Source organism: Faecalicatena orotica (genome assembly GCF_003149245.1).
GTDB classification, from domain to species: domain Bacteria; phylum Bacillota; class Clostridia; order Lachnospirales; family Lachnospiraceae; genus Faecalicatena_A; species Faecalicatena_A orotica.
On record NZ_QGDL01000020.1, the window covers coordinates 64,013 to 83,754 of the forward strand.

At 45.2% G+C, this 19,742-nt stretch carries 21 protein-coding genes; 16 read left to right on the top strand and 5 right to left on the bottom strand.

Translation table 11 applies throughout. The features are described from left to right. The first annotated feature begins 74 nt into the window (after window positions 1-74). From rhmD to A8806_RS23960, 6 genes are all read left to right on the top strand, one after another. Window positions 75-1,268, top strand: coding sequence for an L-rhamnonate dehydratase (gene rhmD, locus A8806_RS23935; protein WP_109733687.1), 1,194 nt, complete (start codon window positions 75-77; stop codon window positions 1,266-1,268). Window positions 1,269-1,316: 48 nt separating this feature from the next. After that, on the top strand, window positions 1,317-2,699 hold the full coding sequence (locus tag A8806_RS23940) for a GntP family permease (protein WP_109733688.1): 1,383 nt from the start codon (window positions 1,317-1,319) through the stop codon (window positions 2,697-2,699). Between the two features lie 282 nt (window positions 2,700-2,981). Continuing rightward, window positions 2,982-3,740, top strand: coding sequence for an IclR family transcriptional regulator (locus A8806_RS23945; RefSeq protein WP_109733689.1), 759 nt, complete (start codon window positions 2,982-2,984; stop codon window positions 3,738-3,740). A gap of 1 nt (window position 3,741) precedes the next feature. After that, complete coding sequence (locus A8806_RS23950; protein WP_109733690.1) at window positions 3,742-4,638, top strand: dihydrodipicolinate synthase family protein; 897 nt, start codon at window positions 3,742-3,744, stop codon at window positions 4,636-4,638. Between the two features lie 27 nt (window positions 4,639-4,665). Further along, a complete protein-coding gene (locus tag A8806_RS23955) occupies window positions 4,666-5,172 on the top strand; it encodes a NanQ anomerase/TabA/YiaL family protein (RefSeq protein WP_109733691.1) in 507 nt (168 codons plus the stop codon). A 12-nt stretch (window positions 5,173-5,184) separates the two neighbouring features. Continuing rightward, the gene (locus A8806_RS23960; RefSeq protein WP_109733692.1) at window positions 5,185-6,336 is read left to right on the top strand and encodes a zinc-binding dehydrogenase; all 1,152 of its coding nucleotides are present in this window, start codon (window positions 5,185-5,187) and stop codon (window positions 6,334-6,336) included. A 411-nt stretch (window positions 6,337-6,747) separates the two neighbouring features. On the opposite strand, the gene A8806_RS23965 is transcribed toward A8806_RS23960, so the two are convergent. Beyond that, entirely contained in the window at window positions 6,748-7,194 is a 447-nt protein-coding gene (locus A8806_RS23965; protein WP_109733693.1) for a GatB/YqeY domain-containing protein, read from the bottom strand. Between the two features lie 63 nt (window positions 7,195-7,257). Then, window positions 7,258-7,899, bottom strand: a complete 642-nt coding sequence (pduL, locus tag A8806_RS23970) for a phosphate propanoyltransferase (RefSeq protein WP_109733694.1) — start codon at window positions 7,897-7,899, stop codon at window positions 7,258-7,260. Window positions 7,900-8,560: 661 nt separating this feature from the next. Here pduL and A8806_RS23975 point away from each other — a divergent pair. Both A8806_RS23975 and spoVT read left to right on the top strand, forming a co-directional pair. Continuing rightward, on the top strand, window positions 8,561-10,192 hold the full coding sequence (locus tag A8806_RS23975) for a Na/Pi cotransporter family protein (protein WP_109733695.1): 1,632 nt from the start codon (window positions 8,561-8,563) through the stop codon (window positions 10,190-10,192). Window positions 10,193-10,276: 84 nt separating this feature from the next. Next, window positions 10,277-10,822, top strand: coding sequence for a stage V sporulation protein T (gene spoVT / locus A8806_RS23980; RefSeq protein ID WP_109733696.1), 546 nt, complete (start codon window positions 10,277-10,279; stop codon window positions 10,820-10,822). A 95-nt stretch (window positions 10,823-10,917) separates the two neighbouring features. Here the strand turns inward: spoVT and A8806_RS23985 are convergent, their stop codons facing one another. The 3 genes from A8806_RS23985 to A8806_RS23995 all read right to left on the bottom strand — a co-directional run bounded on the left by A8806_RS23985 (window position 10,918) and on the right by A8806_RS23995 (window position 12,457). Beyond that, the gene (locus A8806_RS23985; RefSeq protein ID WP_354016705.1) at window positions 10,918-11,745 is read right to left on the bottom strand and encodes a DUF4368 domain-containing protein; all 828 of its coding nucleotides are present in this window, start codon (window positions 11,743-11,745) and stop codon (window positions 10,918-10,920) included. Further along, window positions 11,742-11,942, bottom strand: coding sequence for a hypothetical protein (locus A8806_RS23990; RefSeq protein ID WP_242996256.1), 201 nt, complete (start codon window positions 11,940-11,942; stop codon window positions 11,742-11,744). The genes A8806_RS23985 and A8806_RS23990 overlap by 4 nt, the downstream gene beginning before the upstream one ends. 173 nt (window positions 11,943-12,115) lie before the next feature. Next, on the bottom strand, window positions 12,116-12,457 hold the full coding sequence (locus tag A8806_RS23995) for a plasmid mobilization protein (protein ID WP_109733698.1): 342 nt from the start codon (window positions 12,455-12,457) through the stop codon (window positions 12,116-12,118). Window positions 12,458-12,821: 364 nt separating this feature from the next. Here A8806_RS23995 and A8806_RS24000 point away from each other — a divergent pair, with 364 nt between their 5' ends. The 8 genes from A8806_RS24000 to secD all read left to right on the top strand — a co-directional run bounded on the left by A8806_RS24000 (window position 12,822) and on the right by secD (window position 19,739). After that, the gene (locus tag A8806_RS24000) at window positions 12,822-13,406 is read left to right on the top strand and encodes a TetR/AcrR family transcriptional regulator (protein ID WP_109733699.1); all 585 of its coding nucleotides are present in this window, start codon (window positions 12,822-12,824) and stop codon (window positions 13,404-13,406) included. Beyond that, on the top strand, window positions 13,399-13,998 hold the full coding sequence (locus tag A8806_RS24005) for a hypothetical protein (RefSeq protein ID WP_109733700.1): 600 nt from the start codon (window positions 13,399-13,401) through the stop codon (window positions 13,996-13,998). Before A8806_RS24000 ends, A8806_RS24005 begins: the two co-directional genes overlap by 8 nt. Before the next feature lie 7 nt (window positions 13,999-14,005). Beyond that, window positions 14,006-14,194, top strand: coding sequence for a cysteine-rich KTR domain-containing protein (locus A8806_RS24010; RefSeq protein ID WP_109733701.1), 189 nt, complete (start codon window positions 14,006-14,008; stop codon window positions 14,192-14,194). A gap of 355 nt (window positions 14,195-14,549) precedes the next feature. Next, complete coding sequence (locus A8806_RS24015) at window positions 14,550-14,990, top strand: RNA polymerase sigma factor (protein WP_109733702.1); 441 nt, start codon at window positions 14,550-14,552, stop codon at window positions 14,988-14,990. A 328-nt stretch (window positions 14,991-15,318) separates the two neighbouring features. Beyond that, window positions 15,319-15,705, top strand: a complete 387-nt coding sequence (locus A8806_RS24020) for a TIGR04086 family membrane protein (RefSeq protein ID WP_109733703.1) — start codon at window positions 15,319-15,321, stop codon at window positions 15,703-15,705. Window positions 15,706-15,831: 126 nt separating this feature from the next. Then, the gene (gene scfA / locus A8806_RS24025; protein ID WP_009002406.1) at window positions 15,832-15,975 is read left to right on the top strand and encodes a six-cysteine ranthipeptide SCIFF; all 144 of its coding nucleotides are present in this window, start codon (window positions 15,832-15,834) and stop codon (window positions 15,973-15,975) included. A gap of 118 nt (window positions 15,976-16,093) precedes the next feature. Then, complete coding sequence (scfB, locus tag A8806_RS24030) at window positions 16,094-17,515, top strand: thioether cross-link-forming SCIFF peptide maturase (RefSeq protein WP_109733714.1); 1,422 nt, start codon at window positions 16,094-16,096, stop codon at window positions 17,513-17,515. Then, window positions 17,502-19,739: a protein translocase subunit SecD gene (gene secD, locus A8806_RS24035; RefSeq protein ID WP_109733704.1), complete on the top strand. Its 2,238-nt coding sequence runs from the start codon at window positions 17,502-17,504 to the stop codon at window positions 19,737-19,739. The genes scfB and secD overlap by 14 nt, the downstream gene beginning before the upstream one ends. Window positions 19,740-19,742 lie beyond the last annotated feature (3 nt).

Sequence of the window (19,742 nt, forward strand, 5' to 3'; positions counted from 1 at the left end):
AAAAAATGATAAACTTAGTGAGAAATGAGAATTGAATTCACATATATGAATTACAAGAAAGGAAGGTATTTATCATGGCATTAATGGGAAGAAAGATTGCAGCAATCCGCGCATATGTAGTGGAGGGCGGCGGAGCAGATTATCATGATCAGAGTGAAGATCACTGGATAGTCAGACAGATTGCAACACCAATGAGTATCTATCCCGAGTACAAAGCGACAAGGACCAGCTTTGGGATCAATGCACTGAAAACACTGGTAGTCGAGGTGGAAGCTGATAATGGAGTAACAGGATTCGGTATTACCACAGGCGGATACCCTGCGGCATGGCTTGTAATGAACCATTTAGACCGGTTTGTAGTTGGAAAAGATGCCAATGAGATTGAAGCGGCATGGGACCAGATGTACCGTGCATCCCTGTATTATGGACGAAAAGGCGTAGTTATGAATGCAATCTCTGCGATTGACCTCGCATTATGGGACCTGCTCGGCAAACTGCGTGAGGAGCCTGTATATGCAATGCTGGGCGGAAAAGTCCGTGAAGAACTTACATTCTATGCAACCGGGCCGAGACCGGACCTTGCAAAGGACATGGGATTTGTCGGAGGAAAGATTCCGCTTGTTTACGGACCAGATGATGGAATGGAAGGCTTGAGGAAAAGTATCGATCTGGCAGCCGATATGCGTGAAAAATGCGGTGACGATTTCCTGTTGATGTGGGACTGCTGGATGGCACTTGATCTGTATTATGCCAAGAGACTGATGCAGGCATCTGCTGATCTGAAGTTTAACTGGATTGAGGAGTGCTTTAACCCGGATGACTACTGGTCTTACAGAGACTTAAAGAAAGCGGCCGGCAATCAAATTATGGTAACAGGCGGTGAACATGAGGCTTCCAAGTTTGGATTCCGCATGCTGATTGAAGACTGCGACCTTGACGTGATCCAGCCTGATGTCGGCTGGTGCGGAGGTATGACAGAGCTGATCAAGATTGGCAACATGGCTGAGGCCCACGGGAAACTTGTGATTCCTCACGGAAGCGGCACATACAGTTATCATTATGTAACAACGAAGACAAACTCACCGATCACAGAATGCCTGATGATGGCTCCTCAGGCTGATAAGGTAGTACCTCAGTACTATCCACTTCTGAAAGACGAGCCGATGCCGGTTAACGGAAAACTGAAAGTCAGCGACAAGCCGGGATTTGGAGTTGAACTGAACAAAGACAAGACACTCATTGAAGTGAAGAAGGGCACAAGACTGTAAATACTGTCAGTAAAAGTGCCAGCATAGCAGTTATGCAGGAGGGTAAAGATGTCAACATCATTTTTAATCATAGGTTTGATTATATCTATTGCAGCAGTTGTTTTATTAATCATCAAAGCAAAAATGAATCCGGCCATTGCATTGATTCTTGGTTCATTGCTTCTCGGATTTTTAACAAAAGTTCCTCTGACAGATATTACCGGTGCTGACGGCACAGTAACGACTGGGTTAGTCAATGTGATCAATAATGGTTTCGGAAGCATGCTCGCAAGCATCGGTTTCCCAATCGGTCTGGGTATTATTCTGGGGCAGTTTGTCAGTGACACCGGAGGAGCCAGCGTAATTGCAGATAAACTGGTTTCACTGTTTCCGAATAAATGGGCAATGTATGCAGTCGGGTTTGCAGGATTTGTGCTCTCCATTCCTGTATTCTTTGATGTTACATTTGTGATTCTGATTCCGATCGGCGTAGCACTGATGAAAAAACTGAACAAGGGTATCGGCTATATCGTAGGCGCCATATCCATTGGTGCGGGTGTTGCCCACACATTAGTGCCTCCTACTCCGAACCCGCTTGTGGCACCAGAATATTTCGGATTTGATTTGGGCATTATGATCGCTGCCGGTCTGTTATTTGGTATTCCTATGACGCTGATAGCTGTTACTATACATGGAAAACTGATGGACAGAGGACTCTGGAATGCAGAGAAAGACGAAAATGGTAATGGACTGAGTGTGGATGAACTCATACTCCCGGAAAAGCTGCCCGGGTTCTTTCTCTCACTTCTTCCTATTATAATACCAATCATCTTTATTCTTATCAATACGGTTGCAGGAGCTGTAATGGATAAGACACCGGCATGGATTGATTTCCTCGGACAGAAAACGATATCCATGCTGCTCGGAACACTTGCAGGAATGGCTGTTTCTATTAAGATACTGGGGCTCAGACGGACCGAGGAAGTGGCAACAAATGCACTAAAGTCGGCAGGCATTGTTTTTTTGATTACAGGTGCCGGCGGTTCCTTCTCATCTGTTATTACGGCATCAGGAGTTAGCGAAGCGATTAAGGACATGGTTTCCAACATCTCTAATAATATCGTGCTGATCCTGCTGATTGGCTGGATACTCGGCCTTTTGTTCAGACAGATTACAGGTTCGGGTACGGTTGCATCACTCACAACATTTGCAATCATGCAGAGTGTAGCTGCTACGGTAGCGATTCACCCGGTGTTCATCGCACTTGCGTGTCTGGATGGGGCGCTGTTCGGGGCAACTGTAAACGACTCTGGTTTCTGGATTGTTTCAAATATGACAGGATTTAACTTTACAGGTGGTCTGAAGACCTACACGCTGGGTCAGGCGATTGCCTCTGTGGTAGGTATCATCCTGATTATCATAGTAGGTTTGATTTCATGCTTGTTCGTGTAGTATAACAGCAGTGACAGGAGCGGTGGCTGGGAGGCGGGTTCCGGGGAGACCCCGGAACCTGAGGGCTGCCGGCCATATTTTATGGCTCCTGTCCTACTTTGCGTTATTGGTTACTGTTCACACAAAGTTGACAAGGAAAGTTGGGCGTGGTAATGTAAATTTATCAATGAAACTATGTACACTTTCGTGTATATAGGCAGCAAATGATAAATTAGGCGTGTATCCGTAATATGAGAAAAATTTGGAGTCAGCCTTTATTTTGGGAAAAGGTCAGGTGTTTTTATGGCGGTAAAATCTGCGGAAAGAGTATTGAGGATTTTCGAACTTTTAGAAAGCAGCTCCGATGGGCTGACAAACAAGGATATCAGTGAGCGTTTGAACTATGCACCGAGCAGTACGATTGCGCTCCTGCAGACTATGGCGGAGAATGGATATCTCATTGCCGATGAACAGAAGAAGTATTCTCTTGGAGGAAAGCTTGTGAGTTTGGGAGCTGTGGCTGCTTCCAGATTTGATATAGGAAGGATGGCCACACCGTATCTGAAGCATCTCATGCAGACTTTGGGAGAAACATGTTTCTTAGGAGTTCTCTCACAGGGGGAGATCGTCTATATTGCAAAAGAGAACTGTGAACGTACGATTAATACAAATGCCCAGATCGGTTCCAGAAAGCCGGTCTATTGTACAGGTCTCGGAAAGGCATTTCTTTCTTTCCTGCCTCCGGAAGAAAGCCGTGATATTATGAATGGACTTGACTTCAAGGCATTTACAGAGAACACTGTAAGAAACAAAGAAGAACTGAGAAAACAGCTTCAGGAGTTCAGGCTTCAGGGTTATGCAATAGATGATCAGGAAATAGAAGAAGGACTGTGGTGTCTGGCCGTTCCGGTTTATGACGGTTATCACAGGATGGTTGCGGCAATCAGTGTGTCGGGACCGAAAGCAAGGATGATAGATAAGAAAGAACTGATAGCCGGTGAGATGCTGAAGGCGGGTAAGACGCTTTCAAGAGAACTGGGGTATCAGAAGGAGGAAAAATAGGATGAAGAAGCTATGTGGCGTAAACCCGCCGGTCATCACGATTTTTGACGATAAAAGTAAGATTGATATAGAAGCAAGTAAACGACAGGCGGATTTTCTGATCGCAAATGGTGTGGATGGTCTGGCTTACCTAGGGACTTCGGGTGAATTCAGTATTATGACCGTTGAGGAGAAAAAGAGTTTTATAAAGGAAATGATCCAGCATGTGAATGGCCGGGTAAATGTGATCGTAGGTGTCGGCGACACCTGTCTGGAAAATACGATGGAGCTCCTGAAATATGTAGAAGCAGCAGGGGCTGACGGGGTTCTGTTGATTAATCCGTACTTTAGTGTATACAGTTCGGAGATGGTTGAGGCATATTTCGGATATGTTGCTTCACACACATCACTTCCTATTATAATATATAATTTCCCGGACCTGACAGGATATTGCTTTAATCCGGACGTGGTTTGCAAGCTTGTGAAGGATAATCCGAATATCGTGGGAATCAAGGATACAATCAATGATTTTAACCATGTGCTTGCTATGCAGAAAGTAAAGGAAGTCAATCCTGATTTTTCTGTGTTCTCTGCTTACGAAAATCAGGCGATGGGCCTGTTAGTCTGTGGCGTGGACGGGTTTATCAATGCGACTGCCAACTTTGCCCCCGAATTTACAGTCAATGCATATCAGGCGGCAAAACGAGGAGATTACAATGAGGCGGCAGTCTGGTTTAAAAAGATGGTAAATGCGATGGATATATACGCTTACAGTTCCCCTCTGTTTCTGGCATGCAAGCAGGCGATGTATTACCGTGTGCTAAACAAGGACGGGCATGAGAGGCTTCCGGCGCTTTCACTTGATGCACAGGCAAAGGCAGATGTCTATAATAAGATGAAGGAATTACGGCTTCTGTAGAATATGTGAGAATGGAGTGAATGCACTATGATAATGGATAAACTGGAGCATATCTGTTATTATCAGCGGAGTGTTCCTGAATTATGGGATGCGGTCCGTTTTGCACAGCGTGTGGAAAAGGAGCATCTGCCGGTCGGGAGATATCCGGTCGGAAAGGGATTTGCGTTTGTACAGGAAGGACAGACCCGGGGCTTTACAGAGGCGGACTTTGAAACACACAATAAATATCTGGATGTGCAGATACTGATAGAAGGCAGTGAAATGTGGGAATATGCGGATAAGTCGGATCTGACGGTCAGGACACCCTATGATCCCGAGAAGGATATTGAATGGCTGGAAGGAAGTGGGGACAAGATCAGGATGAAGCCGGGAATGTTTTATCTTGTTTATCCGACAGATGCTCACAAACCGTGTTGTCATGAGAGTACCCCTGTGTATTACCGTAAGGTGGTAGTGAAGATCCGGATCGATAAGCTGCTGCACAGGGTGGGTACAGACAGCATGGGCATGAATCAGAGAAAAATATCCTGGTAAAGGAGATTGAAGATGGACATAAAGATAGATGATATCGTAAAACAGGTTTTGTCTGAGGTGGGTACTCCTAAAGTGGATAAGACACCTTTTACGCTAGAGAGAAAACCTGTTTTTACGGGCAAGGAAACAGGAAGGACTGCAGTTCTTTCTTCTCCTGAAAATTATGAAGTTAAAGACTGTGAAATCCCAAAGATCAGTGGGAAAGAGATTCTCGTACAGGTCGAAGGCTGCTGTGTATCACCTTCCGATACTGCGGAATTTATGAAAGAAAAGAGAATCGGACAGGCTGTATTTACAGGACAGCAGGGAACCGGTGTGATCGTAAAACTTGGAAGCCCCGCTCTTCAGGATGCGAAGGGAAATACACTGAAAGTGGGCGACCGGATAGTGGCTGTTAAAAAAGCAGGAGGCTCTGCTTCATCGTTTAGCGGAAACCGCATGCATTCGGGCATTATGTCAAATGGGTGGTTCTCAAACTATATAGTCCTTCAGGCAGGAAACCAAATATATCAGGTCAATGATCTGGATCTGGAGTCCCGTCTGCTGACTGAGACTGCTATAGCAGTAAACAGCGCTGTCCAGAGGGCAGAAAAATTAAATCATTTAGAAGATACCAAAAAAGTAATCGTATTAGGATGCGGTCTGGAAGGACTTACGGCAATCGCTGCGCTTAAATGTATGGGAATCAGGCAGATTATAGCAATCGACGGATCAGAAACCAGACTAAAACTGGCAAAAGAATTCGGTGCCCCGGAAGTGATAGACTACCGTGACAAGAAAGGAATGCCGGCCATTCTGGAAAAGATCAAAAAATACACAGGTGGGACTCTGGCAGACACTGTCTTCCAGTGCACCACATCCTCCCTGGGGCGCAGCACAGCAAAACGCCTGATAAAACCTAGCGGCAGCGTATGCGAACTCGGCTACATATTAGGCAGGGGAAAAGCAACGGCAAAATTTTATGAAGAAACAATGCCGTCCGGAGGAAGATTTTACTCCTCAAGAGACTACGAAGAATGCTTTTCATTCTTAAAAAAAGCACAGGAAAAAGAAATACCCCTGTACAAACTAATCACCCACAGATACCTCCTCCCCCAGATCAACGAGGCCCACTGGGCCGCAATCCGCGAAGAAGGCCTGCTGGTATCCGTCTTCAACCGCTAGCTATATATTAGCTATTAATTGGCCTGTTACTGTCGTGTCAGATTCCGTCTGGAATCGCCCCCTTATTCTTATCGGATAATCGGATGAACCCAGCCCGTCAGGCGGCGTGCAGAGGGAGACAGCCCGTGGGATATGCTGTTTTACGGGCATAAAATAAGCTTTAGAGGTACTTAATGAAGCAAGGCCGGATTTTACAGATGGCATTTGATTCTCCAAAATCAAATGCCATAAAGAGCTGAGCTGCGTTTGCATCGGCAAACGGAGTGAATCTCTTTAGTTCTGTAAAATCCGACCTTGCTTCATTTAGTACATCTTAGCGAATGACCAGCCTGAAAACAGCATATCCCACGGGCTGTCTCCCTCTGCGCGCCGCCTGACGGGCGGACTTCAATTATCCCAAAAGAATAAACCTTATTCCATCAGGGATGCTACTATGCTGCTGACGAGTTTTCCGTCTGCCTTCCCTTTTACTTTTGGCATCAGTTCTTTCATGATCTTTCCTTTATCCTTTGCTGTCGGAGTTTCAATACCCAGATCTGCCAATACCCCGTTGATGATTTCTTTAATCTCATCTTCACCCATCATCTTAGGCGCATATTCCTCAAGAACTGCGAGGCGTTTCTTGCATTCGTCGATGATATCCGTGCGGTCCTGAGGTGTCATTTCCAGAGTTTCTTTTGTCTGTTTGATCTCTCTTAAAATAACCTGGGTCTCTTCCTCTTCAGTCAGGTCTGCACGTTTATCGATTGCCTTGTTCTTGAGAGCTGATAACAGAAAAGAGAGAGCTGCCTTTCTCTCCTTGTCTCCGGCCTTCATAGCTGCGACCATAGCACTTCTTACTTCTTCAATTTTAGTCATTCTTCATACCTCCATCTGGTTTATTGTCTACCGGTAACTGTTCATGGTTCTGAACAGTTACGTCTAACGGTTGATTCCGGACTGCAATTCGTCTGCCCATGTCTGCAGATTATAAGTATGCCCGTCAAATAATTTTAAAATCACGCCGGTAGGATTATCCTCGTTGGCAAAGGCATTGGCCTCGTCTGTGTCAACATGCATTGCCAGAGAAAAGCCCGGGCTGACGCGGACAACGACGTCTGAAAAAATCAGAGAACGCTCATAGCTTGTCGTGATGACAAAGACGATGTCATTATCCTTGACATGTGCCCGGACGGCATCGAGAGGTGTCATATGGATGTGGCGTTTTGCCACAATGACCCCTTCCTTTAGTTCTATTCTGCCTTTTGGCCCTTCTAATATACATCCCGGAGTTCCTTTGATATCTCCGGACTGCCGGATGACGCTGGGAATCCCGAGCCTTCTGGCGTCAGTTACGGAAATCTCCACCTGGGTTGCCGGGCGGAACGGGCCCAGTACGATGACTTTTTCAAAACGCCCTTTCGGACCAATGACCGTGAGTCTTTCTTTACATGCATACTGTCCGGGCTGGCTGAGTTCCTTTACATAGTTCAGGCGCACGCCGGGACCAAATAATTGTTCAAAATCTTCCTGAGAGACGTGAATGTGTCTGGCGGAAGTTTCTATAGGGATTTTCAGGCTCATAATGATTAACTCCATCCTGTGCGTGTATTTAACATCACCTAAATTTTAGCAGAATCAAGTGAGGATTTCAATATGATCTTGCTTGTACGGGATGGTGAAGGGGGGCGCTTGCCGTAAGCCGGGGCGGGATGCCGGACGGGCGCCTGTGCTGTTTAGGATTCGGGCGCTGCGATAAGCAGCAGTAGGAGAATGCGCGCAAAAGCGGACGGAACCAGCCACATTCACCGCCTAATCTGGTGATTAGACGGTTCAGGCGGCTTTAAAAGCTGCTTTGGTGAGCAGCTTTTATCCGTCTGCTTTTGCATGCATTCTCCTACTGCTGCTAATCTTGCTTTACGAATTTCAAACAGCACAGGTGTCCGTCCGGCATCCCGCCCCGGCTTACGGCAGGCTTCGGTTCATCCGGTCAGTAATAGCGCGATCATGGGAGGGGAAATCGGCGGAGGGCTGCGGATGGATTCGCGTGGTGGGACTTTATGTGGGGAGGGACGTACACGAGGCTGACGCCCGTGTACTAAAGAAGTTGTGCTAAGATTGTGTTAAGAAGGGGAAGGGCTGGTTGACCGGGGGGATTTTTGCGTGATATTCTTGGAACGGAGTGCGTTGATGTTAAGTGAGGGTTAGGCGTACAGTATGGGGATACGAAGGAGTAAATGGGATCATGGGTATTAAGGATGTGTTGGCGCTTTTGGGCGGGCTGGCTTTGTTTTTGTATGGGATGCAGATGATGAGTAATGGGCTGGAGGCGGCGGCTGGGAACCGGATGAAGGCGATTCTGGAGAGGCTGACTTCGAACAGGGTGAAGGGGGTCCTTGTCGGGGCAGGGATTACAGCTGTGATTCAGTCTTCTTCGGCGACCACGGTTATGGTGGTCGGGTTTGTGAATTCGGGACTGATGACGCTGAAGCAGGCTGTCTGGGTTATCATGGGGGCCAATATAGGGACGACGATTACGGGACAGCTGATTGCGCTGGATATTGGGGCCATTGCGCCTGTGTTTGCCATTGCGGGTGTTGCTGCGATTATGTTTGTGAAAAATGAAAAGGTACATCATATCAGCAGTATTTTTGCGGGACTTGGTATACTTTTCATGGGAATGGACATGATGGGGAATGCAATGGAGCCTCTGCAGGATTCGGCGGCATTTATCCAGTTTATGACGACTTTTAGGAATCCTCTGGTGGGAATTCTGATTGGCGCCGTGTTTACAGCGGTAATTCAGTCCTCCTCCGCATCAGTCGGGATTCTTCAGGCACTGGCCGGGACAGGGATGATTCCTCTGTCAAGTGCTGTTTATATTCTGTTCGGGCAGAATATCGGAACGTGCATCACGGCGGTGCTGGCATCAATTGGGATGAAGGTGAATGCGAAGCGGACAACGATTATACATTTGATGTTTAATATTTTTGGTTCCGTTTTGTTTACGGTGGTCTGTCTGGTTACACCTTTTGTGAGCTGGATGGAGGCACTTGCACCGGGAAATCCGGTTTCGCAGATTGCAAATGTGCACACTGTTTTTAATATTGTGACCACACTGATCTTACTTCCGTTTGGAACATATATGGCGGCCGCGGCGGAGAAAATTCTCCCTGACAGCAGAAAGGAAGAGGACGAGGAATACAGGCTGAAGTATATTACCAGATTTGAACCGTCCTATGCGATCGGACAGGCGGCAGTGGCGATTTCTCAGGTGAAAAATGAGGTGGGGAGAATGCAGGCGATGGTCGAAAAAAATATTTCCAGTGCCTATAATGTCCTGATTAAATATAATGATAAGGAACTGAAAAAAATAGATGAGCGGGAAACATACATAGATTATCTGAATGCAGAAATATCAAGCTATATCGTGTCTCTGATGGCAAATGAAATGTCTCTGGCAGATTCGCGCCAGATCAACGGATATTATGTGGTCATCAGCAATCTGGAACGCCTTGGCGATCATGCGGTGAACCTGGCCGGATATGCAAAGGAATTGAAAGGCTGGGATGCCGGATTTTCAGAAACGGCCAGGGAAGAACTGGAGATTATGAAGAAGCAGTGTATGGATGCGCTGGATATCGTAAAAGAAATGCTTCCCGGAAATTCGGGTGTGATTCTTGAAAAGGCTTCGGCGATGGAACAGAAGATTGATGACACAAGGGATAAATATTTTAAGAAACAGATGCAGCGCCTGAAAAAAGGAAAATGTAAGCCTCAGACAGGCATCATATTTACAGAGATTTTAACGGATTTTGAAAGAATGGGGGATCATGTGAAAAATATTGCCGAACAATATGTAGAAATGGAAAACTGATGAAACAACGAATATTTTCCTCTGTTTAACAAATAATAGTAGCAGTGCTAATTATTACTATGACGTTAAATGGAGGAATTTTTTATGAAAGCTACAGGAATCGTAAGGCGGATTGATGACCTGGGAAGGGTGGTCATTCCGAAAGAAATACGAAGAACGCTGCGGATACGCGAGGGAGACCCGCTGGAGATATTTACAGACAGAGAAGGTGAAGTGATACTTAAGAAATATTCTCCGATCGGGGAACTGGGAACGCTGGCCAAGCAATATTCCGAAAGTCTGGCACAGACGATGGGATGCACAGTATGTATCACGGACACGGATCAGATCGTGGCGGCCTCAGGCAGCGGGAAAAAAGATCTGCAGGATAAGTATATCAGTAAAGAACTGGAAAAAGTGATTCAGACGAGAGAACAGGTGCTGGCAAAGTCAGATTCCGCTAAATATGCCGGAATCACGGCGGATGAAAAAGAATTCAAAGAAGAAGTGATCTGCCCGATCCTCTGTGAAGGGGATGCAATCGGGGCGGTTGTGTTCTTAAATAAAGACGACAAGAAAAAATTCGGGGAACTGGAACAAAAGGTTGCCCAGAGTGCGGCAGGATTTTTAGGACGGCAGATGGAGCAGTAAATGAAAGTGTTATAATAATAAAGACAGCGGCAGAGATAAAGGGTAACACCCATAGGGAAGTAAATTAGTAATTGCGGGGCGGCATAGTCGAAAGGCTATGCCGTCTTGCTTTTTCTTTCTCTTTCAAGCGTCTGCGTGCCCTCGTCCTGCTCCAGTTTGCAAATGAAGTTCCAAATGATTTCCACCTTTTGGCGGCGGTGTCCGCTGGACTTGTCGGGGGCGTGGACTACGATTTTCTTCATAAACTCGTTGATGATAGTAGGCGTCAGCTCCGTTATTCCCACATACTTGCGGATAATGGTGGCGAAGCTATCAAAATCAGCCTTGTCCTGCTCGTAAGTATTGACCGCCGTTTGCTCGGATTTTGCAAACGCCATCAGTTCCTTTTGCTCCGCTTCATATTCGCCGGACAACTTCAAAAACCGTTCATGAGAGATAGCGCCGGATATGTCATCCTCGTAAATCCGCTTGAAGATACGGTCCAGCTCCGCAATCCGCTTTTGTGCCTGTTCCAGTTCTTTTTTGCGCCGCTTTACTGCCTTTTCCATTTCCGCCGATTGCTGCCGCTGTCTCACACTGCGAAACGCACCAATGTCGTCAAAGAAGCTTTCGGTGTAGTAGCCGACTTTCAGATATTCGCGTCCCATGCGGGACATATCCTTGACAATGACCGTCTTGACCTTGCCCGTTTCCGCAAGGCGTATCATCTCATTCCAACCGGGGCGGTCAAACGTAACGCCGGAAACACCGTCGTCGATGAAAAACAAAGGATTGGAAAAGCCGTTGTCTGTTGCGTACTTCAAAAGGATTTTCTTCTGATTGGCAATGCTGTTGCTCTCGCCGTCGAGCGCGTCCTCTTGGGATAAGCGGGCATATAAAGCGGTAATGTTGTCGGAGTAATTCGTTGTTGTCGTCATGTTCATTCCTCCTGTGATGAACGCCCGACAAACAGGTTGCTATCTGTATTATAGCGGACTTCTGATTTTTTGTCAGTAGGCGATGTGACGGATTCCGATTTTATGAGCCGCACCATTTTGTCATACAGCGGTTCAGAGCCGCCGCAAACGGTAGATACTTCAAAGACTGTACCGCCGATTTTATAGTGGACCGTTTCATGCAACGGATTACCCTTTTTAGGCAGCAATCACTATGTTCATGTTCTCGTTTCTGTTCCATTTCTTTCCGTCCTTTCGTAAGTATTGTAAGTTATTAATTTCGGAGCAAGCATAGCAACAGGATAGCCTGTTGCGTGTTTTGTCCTGCAAAACGCTTGTTGGAAAGTTTCCCAAACCCTCATTTCGTCAGTCCCCTAAATTGCAAAAGCAACCGCCGTTCCGACTTCCAAACTTCGTCCATGAGCCGTTTTAGTTCGTCCATGTCCTCGGTGTAGATACGGGCGGTTTGGTTGACGCGCTTTGCAATCTGATTGATGTTAACTCCTATTTTTTGAAGCTGCGCGGAATGTGCTTTTATCTCCGGTATATCAAGCAGAATGATGTACCCATCAATGAGCATTTTGCGGGCGTAGGCGGCGAGATTTTGAGTTGGGAACTGTTTTATCTTTTCTTCAATCAACGCCCGTTCTTCCTCTGTCACTCGAACAATGATTTGCACCTTGCGTTTTCGATTTTCCATGTGATTACCTCCTTAGTACCTACTACGGTTGGTATAACAATTTTGCCAAGTATATGCGCAAAGTTTCTTTCACTACCTACAACAGTTGGAAAACCGATTTTGCCAAACTTCCGCAAAAGAAAGCGTTGCAATCTCAAAAAAATTGCAACGCTTTTCAATGTCTATTCTGTTTTGTGCGGGACATTTTATTTGTCCTTTTGGCTTCCTCAATCTTTTGTGTCCTGTGTTGCGAGAATTCAAGGTCATAGTATTGAAAATAATAGCGAATATAAATACGGCGGTATGTAAATTTTTTAAACCTATTGACTTTCTGAACAGCGTTCAATATAATATAATTGAACGCTGTTCAAGGAGGGCTATCACAATGAGTAAAAACGAAAATGTCAAAAATCATATTGTTGAGGTTACTACTGATTTAATAGAGCAATATAACGGCGACACAAAAAATATTACCGCCCGTATGATTGCAGAACAAGCAGATATTGGGTTAGGGTTAATCAACTATCATTTTGGGAGCAAAGACAATCTGATAACTGAATGTGTGCAACGAATTATAGGAAAGATAGTGACAGGTTTTCATATGGAGCAAACATTTCAAACTGATAAAGAACGCTTGACAGCTTGGGCTTCTTATGTGTTTCACTTTCTTTTTGAACATTCTGCAATTTCCCGAATTTCTATTCTTGGAGATTTACAGAATTATGTGGAAAATTGTAATTCTGTTCTTACGCAGCAAGGATTTATGCATTCCCTGAAAAATGACATTTCAAAGGATGATAAATCCGTATTGGTGTTTATTCTTACCGCAGCAATGCAAACGGCATTTTTAGGGAGTGATGTAGCAAAACAAGTTCTTGGCTATGACTTCACGAAAGCAAACGACAGAGAAGCCTATATTAAAAAAGTGATAGATATTCTCTTTGAAAGAGGGGGACAAGTTAATGAATAGGAAAATAGGAATGTTCAGTTGTGTAATTAACTTGATTTCTATCATCGGTTTCGCATTGTCTATGCTAATCGGGTTTAATTGCGGCAGCTATTTTTGCTCAATGTTTATAGCTTTTAGTTTTGTGATTATGATGTGGGCATATGCTTATTTTTCTGAAATAAAATGCAAATTGTCGGGTTATATTTCAGCGGGCTTTGCTACTGTGTATGCAACAATTATCTTGCTGGTTTATTTTGCTCAATTAACAACGGTTCGACTTAATGATTTAACGCAACAAGCTGTTAAACTTCTTGATTTTCAGCAATTTGGATTATTTTTTAACTATGATTTGTTAGGATATGCACTAATGGCATTAGCAACATTTTTTGCAGGCTTGGCGATAAATGCACACTCCAAAGTGGATAAATGGCTGAAATATCTACTTATAATACATGGAGCTTTTTTTATAAGCTGTTTAATTATGCCTATGCTTGGATTATTCAAAGCTGATAGCCCATCTTGGATAGGCGTTGCCGTATTGGAATTTTGGTGCTTGTATTTTTGCCCTATCAGTATTTTATCGTTCTTGCACTTTTCTAAGTGCAAGGAATGAGGCGGTTATGAGCAAAATAGAATGGATACGTTGCTCTGTCTGGGGAAATAAAACAAGATTGAAAATTCGAGAGGATACAGAGCTAAAAAACTTTCCGCTATTCTGTCCCGAATGCAAGCAAGAAACCTTAATCAACATACAACAATTAAATATGTCAGTTATCAAAGAGCCAGACGCTAAGACGCAGAGCCGATAATACGCAGTTAGTCCAACTGTATGTTATCGGCTTATTTTATTTGTGATAACAATTAAAGCCGCCGTTTTCCTTTTTCAAAATTGGAAATATGGAGGGTGTATTAGAGTTACCTTTTTAAGGATATGACGGTATCAAGGAGGTATCGCCGTGTCCTTTTCTGTTTTTCATAACCTACCGCATAATTTACGGTCAAAAAAAACCATTACCCGCCGACGGAGTATTCCGTCCATAAAAATGCACACACATCATCATATATGCCTTATTACATCATATAGCATAGCCGCCTGTACAGTTTTGCGCTGTACAGGCGGTTTTTGTTATATCCCTCATTCCGGACAGAAAGGGGGTGATGAAAATGACGTATTCAAAGGAACAAAAAGAACATATCGAGTTTGTCTTTGATGTGTTTTGCAGAGTTGTATTACGGCATGAGCTTATCGACGCGGTACGGGAAAAACAGCGGCGGGCGCAGCATAAAATCTCGCTTGACTATCTGCGTGACGAGAAATATTTTGACGTGTCAACAACGGACGAATATTTCGTAATGCAAGACAAGCCAATCGCTTTTACCGTATGCAACAAGACTGTAATTGTAGACAATGAACAGTTAGGCGAAGCATTGAAACGCTTGACGGCGGCACAACGGGAGTTGATACTGCTGCACTTTTTCCTGTGCTGCACAGACGAGCAAATCGGCAAGCTGTATGGGCGCAATCGCAGCACCATTCAGTATCGAAGAAGCGTTGCAATCAAGCAGTTACGAAAAGAAATGGAGAGCTTGAAAGATGAAGAATAACAGAGGATTTTCCTTGCTGCCCGTAGAGGTCAAAAAAGCCTTGCGCCATGCGGTTTTGCAGATGCGGAAACGGGGGACGTAATGGTTTTATACTCGTTACCTTAAAAATGGGCTTCTATTGCGTGACAAGAAGAAAGACGGGTGAAAAGCGTTATGCCTCTCACTCGTCTTTCATAGCAACCTTGTTTGTCAGCCGTTAAGTCTGTTTGTTTTCAATACTTCCTTATCGGCTTTCGCCTAAACTGCTGCTGTTTTTTTTCGTTTAAGTTATATTTCCCGCGGGACAATCATATGCTGTATTAGTATATGATGGACGAGGAGGTTTGGGATGGAGAAAAAGACAAACAGAGGACGCGGGGCGGAAGGAAAAGCTGTCTGGATTCTGAAAGCCCTTTTGTGCGCCTATGTAGTAACAGGGATCCTGCTGCTTTTGCTGACACTTTTGCTTTATAAATTGAATCTGGATGAAGGAAAAGTAACAGGGGGAATTATTGCAATCTATGTCATTTCTACTTTTGTCGGCGGGTTTGCCGCAGGAAAGATGGCGAAGGTACGCAAGTTTGCGTGGGGACTGACGATTGGGATCCTGTATTTTGGACTGCTGCTTTTGATTTCTCTGGGGGTGTACCGGACACTGCAGGGCAGCGGGGCCAATGTACTGACAACATTTTTGCTCTGTGCAGGCGGCGGAATGCTTGGGGGGATGATATCCTGATCCTGAGACATACGATTATGCAACGATTATGTTCACGAAAAAAACACTTTAAAAACATATAACAGTATGCTATAATGTTACGAGGTAAATACATGCCTGTAGCATGAATAGTAGGAGGAGAGAACCATGAAGCATATCAAGACATTGAATACACAGACATTGAACAATACAGTAAAAAAGGGCGGCTGCGGTGAATGCCAGACATCCTGCCAGTCAGCATGCAAGACTTCCTGTACAGTAGGAAATCAGACCTGCGAACATAAGAAATAAGATACATATAATTTAGTAAAGAACCATGAAAGGCAGCGACCTCGGCCGCTGCCTTACGCTTGTTACCGGGATTCTTTTCCGGGGCATGTGAATTAAGATGAAAGTGGGGGTATCTGTTGTGATACATCAGTACCAGAATAATGGATATAACATTGTCCTCGATGTGAACAGTGGTTCTGTGCACGTGGTGGACAAGATTGCATATGACGTGATCGGCTGTCTGGAGGGTATGAATCCCCTTCATACCCCGGAAACTTTACGCAGTGATGAGACCCGGGAGTATCTCTGCGGGAATCTGGAAGATACCTATGCCAGAGAAGAACTTTGTGAAGTGCTGGAGGCCGTGGCTGAACTTGCAGAGGCAGGACAGCTTTTTGCAAGAGATATATATGAAGACTATATAGGGGAAGTGAAGCAGAGGAAGACCGTTGTTAAGGCTCTTTGTCTGCATATTGCGCATGACTGTAATCTGGCATGTAAGTACTGCTTTGCGGAAGAAGGGGAATACCACGGGAGACGTGCCCTGATGTCATACGAGGTGGGGAAGAAAGCACTGGATTTCCTGATCGAGAATTCTGGGAACAGGAGGAATCTCGAAGTCGACTTCTTCGGCGGGGAGCCGCTGATGAACTGGCAGGTTGTGAAAGACCTGGTGGCTTATGGGCGGGAGCAGGAAAAGCTGCACAATAAGCATTTCCGTTTTACCGTGACGACTAACGGTGTCCTGTTGAATGATGAGATTCAGGAGTTCGTGAACCGCGAGATGGACAATGTCGTGCTCAGTCTCGACGGCCGTAAGGAAGTAAATGACAGAATGCGCCCGTTCAGAAACGGAAAAGGCAGTTATGACCTGATTGTACCGAAGTTTCAGAAACTGGCGGAGAGCCGGAACCAGGAGAAGTACTATATAAGAGGGACGTTTACAAGGGAGAATCTTGACTTTTCAAATGATGTCATGCATTTTGCAGAGCTGGGGTTCAAACAGATTTCCATAGAACCGGTAGTCGGAGAGGACACAGACCCATATGCAATCCGGGAAAGTGACCTGCCGCAGATTTTCCGGGAATATGATATTCTGGCAAAGACTATGGTGGAAAGAGAGCGCAGGGGGGAAGGATTTACATTCTTCCATTTTATGCTGGATTTAGAAGGCGGTCCGTGTGTCGCAAAGAGACTTTCAGGCTGCGGCTCAGGGACAGAGTATCTGGCTGTTACGCCGTGGGGGGATTTATACCCGTGCCACCAGTTTGTCGGGGATGAAAAGTTCCTGATGGGAAATGTGGATGACGGAATCGTAAAACCGGAAATCGCGGATGATTTCAGAGGCTGCAGCGTCTATTCCAAAGAAAAATGCCGGAAGTGTTTTGCCAGATTCTACTGCAGCGGCGGCTGTATGGCAAACTCTTATAAATTCCACAATACGATTCATGATACGTATGATGTGAGCTGTGAGATGGAACGTAAACGTGTAGAATGTGCGATTATGATAAAGGCTGCATTGGCAGATGAAGAAAGGAATGTGACTCATGAAGAAAAGTAAAGGCATTATCAGCCTGATTCTGACTGCCCTGCTGATTGCCCTGTTGGGATTTACAACAGTGGTCGGATTCGGGAAAACAGGTTCAGGTGCCGCAAAGAATATCAAGCTCGGTCTTGATCTGGAAGGCGGCGTAAGTATTACATATCAGGTCAAAGGGGACACACCGTCCCAGGCAGATATGGATGATACCATTTATAAGCTGCAGAGACGTGTGGAAGGTTACAGTACAGAGGCTACCGTATATCAGGAGGGCGATGACCGTATCAGCATTGAGATTCCAGGTGTTAAGGATGCCAACAAGATTCTGGACGAATTAGGACAGCCGGGCTCACTGTATTTTATCAGAGAAAAGGACAGTGACGGCAACGCTAACTATTCACAGGTATCTGCTGGGGAATATAAGCTTAACAAGACGATCGATGAGCTAAAGGAGGATGGTTCCATCGTTCTCACCGGTACAGATGTTAAGAATGCATCTGCAGCAACAACGCAGGATTCAATGAATAACAAAAAGAATATCGTCGAGCTTTCCTTTACAAAAGAAGGAACTGAGAAGTTTGCGGCTGCAACAAAAGAAGCGGCAGGCAAAGAGACGATTGCAATTTACTATGATGGAGAACTCGTCAGTGTGCCGAATGTGGAGAATGAAATCCTTGACGGGCAGGCCCAGATCTCAGGAAGTATGGATTTTGAAGCGGCAGAACAGCTGGCATCCACGATCCGTATCGGTGGACTGAGTCTGGAACTCGAGGAGCTGCGTTCCAATGTTGTTGGTGCACAGCTGGGGCAGGAAGCGATCAGCACCAGTTTAAAGGCCGGCGCGATCGGACTTGCAATTGTGTTTATTTTCATGTGTTTTGTATACCTGCTTCCGGGATTTGCGGCAAGTATTGCACTGCTTATTTATACGGGGCTGATTCTTGTCCTGCTGAATGCATTTGATATTACACTGACACTTCCGGGTATCGCAGGTATTATCCTTGGTATCGGTATGGCGGTGGATGCGAACGTTATCATTTTCGCCAGAGTCCGTGAGGAACTGTCGGCCGGCAAGAACGTAAGGGCTGCGCTGAATGCAGGTTTCCATAAGGCGATGTCGGCGATTCTGGACGGAAATATTACAACCCTGATTGCAGCGGCCGTGCTGTGGCTGAAGGGAAGTGGAAGTGTAAAAGGATTCGCACAGACTCTGGCACTTGGTATTGTGGTTTCCATGTTTACCGCACTGGTGATTACACGTCTGATTGTGTATTCCTTCTATGCAGTGGGAATCCGCAATACAAAGGTTTATGGCCGTGTAAAACCGGAACGTAAGCCAATAGACTTCCTAAGTAAGAAAAAAATATTCTTTGCAATATCAATTGTAATTGTTCTGGCTGGATTTGTATTTATGGGAATTAACAGCAGCCAGGGCAAGGGTGCATTAAATTACAGCCTTGAGTTTAAGGGCGGTACCTCAACCAACGTGACCTTTGATAAAGATTACAGTCTGGAGGAGATCGACAAGAATATCGTGCCTCTGATTGAAGATGCAACAGGGGACAATAATGTGCAGGTTCAGAAAGTAGAAGGAACCAATCAGGTAATCTTCAAGACAAAGACACTTGAACTTGACAGACGTGAAGCATTTAATAAGGCGATGACAGATGAGTTCAATGTAAATGAGGACGAGATTACAACAGAGAATATCAGTTCAACTGTAAGTTCGGAGATGAGACAGGATGCCATCGTAGCAGTTCTGATTGCAACAATTTGTATGCTGCTCTATATCTGGTTCAGGTTTAAGGACATCCGCTTTGCAACGAGTGCCGTGCTGGCGCTGCTGCACGATGTTCTGGTCGTACTTGCATTCTACGTTGTTGCAAGGGTATCAGTAGGTAATACATTTATCGCATGTATGCTGACAATCGTAGGTTACTCCATCAATGCCACGATCGTTATCTTTGACCGTATCCGTGAGGAGATGAAGACAAAGAAACGCGGCGAGGAACTCTCAGATCTCGTGAACAGATGTATTACACGTACATTGACACGTAGTATTTATACCTCACTGACAACGTTCGTGATGGTTGCAGTATTATATGTTATGGGTGTAAGTTCGATTAAAGAATTTGCACTGCCGCTGATGGTAGGTATAATCTGCGGGGCATATTCATCCGTATGTATCACAGGCGCACTCTGGTATGTGATGAAAGGCAAGGGACTGAAACAGGAAAAGAAGTAAGAA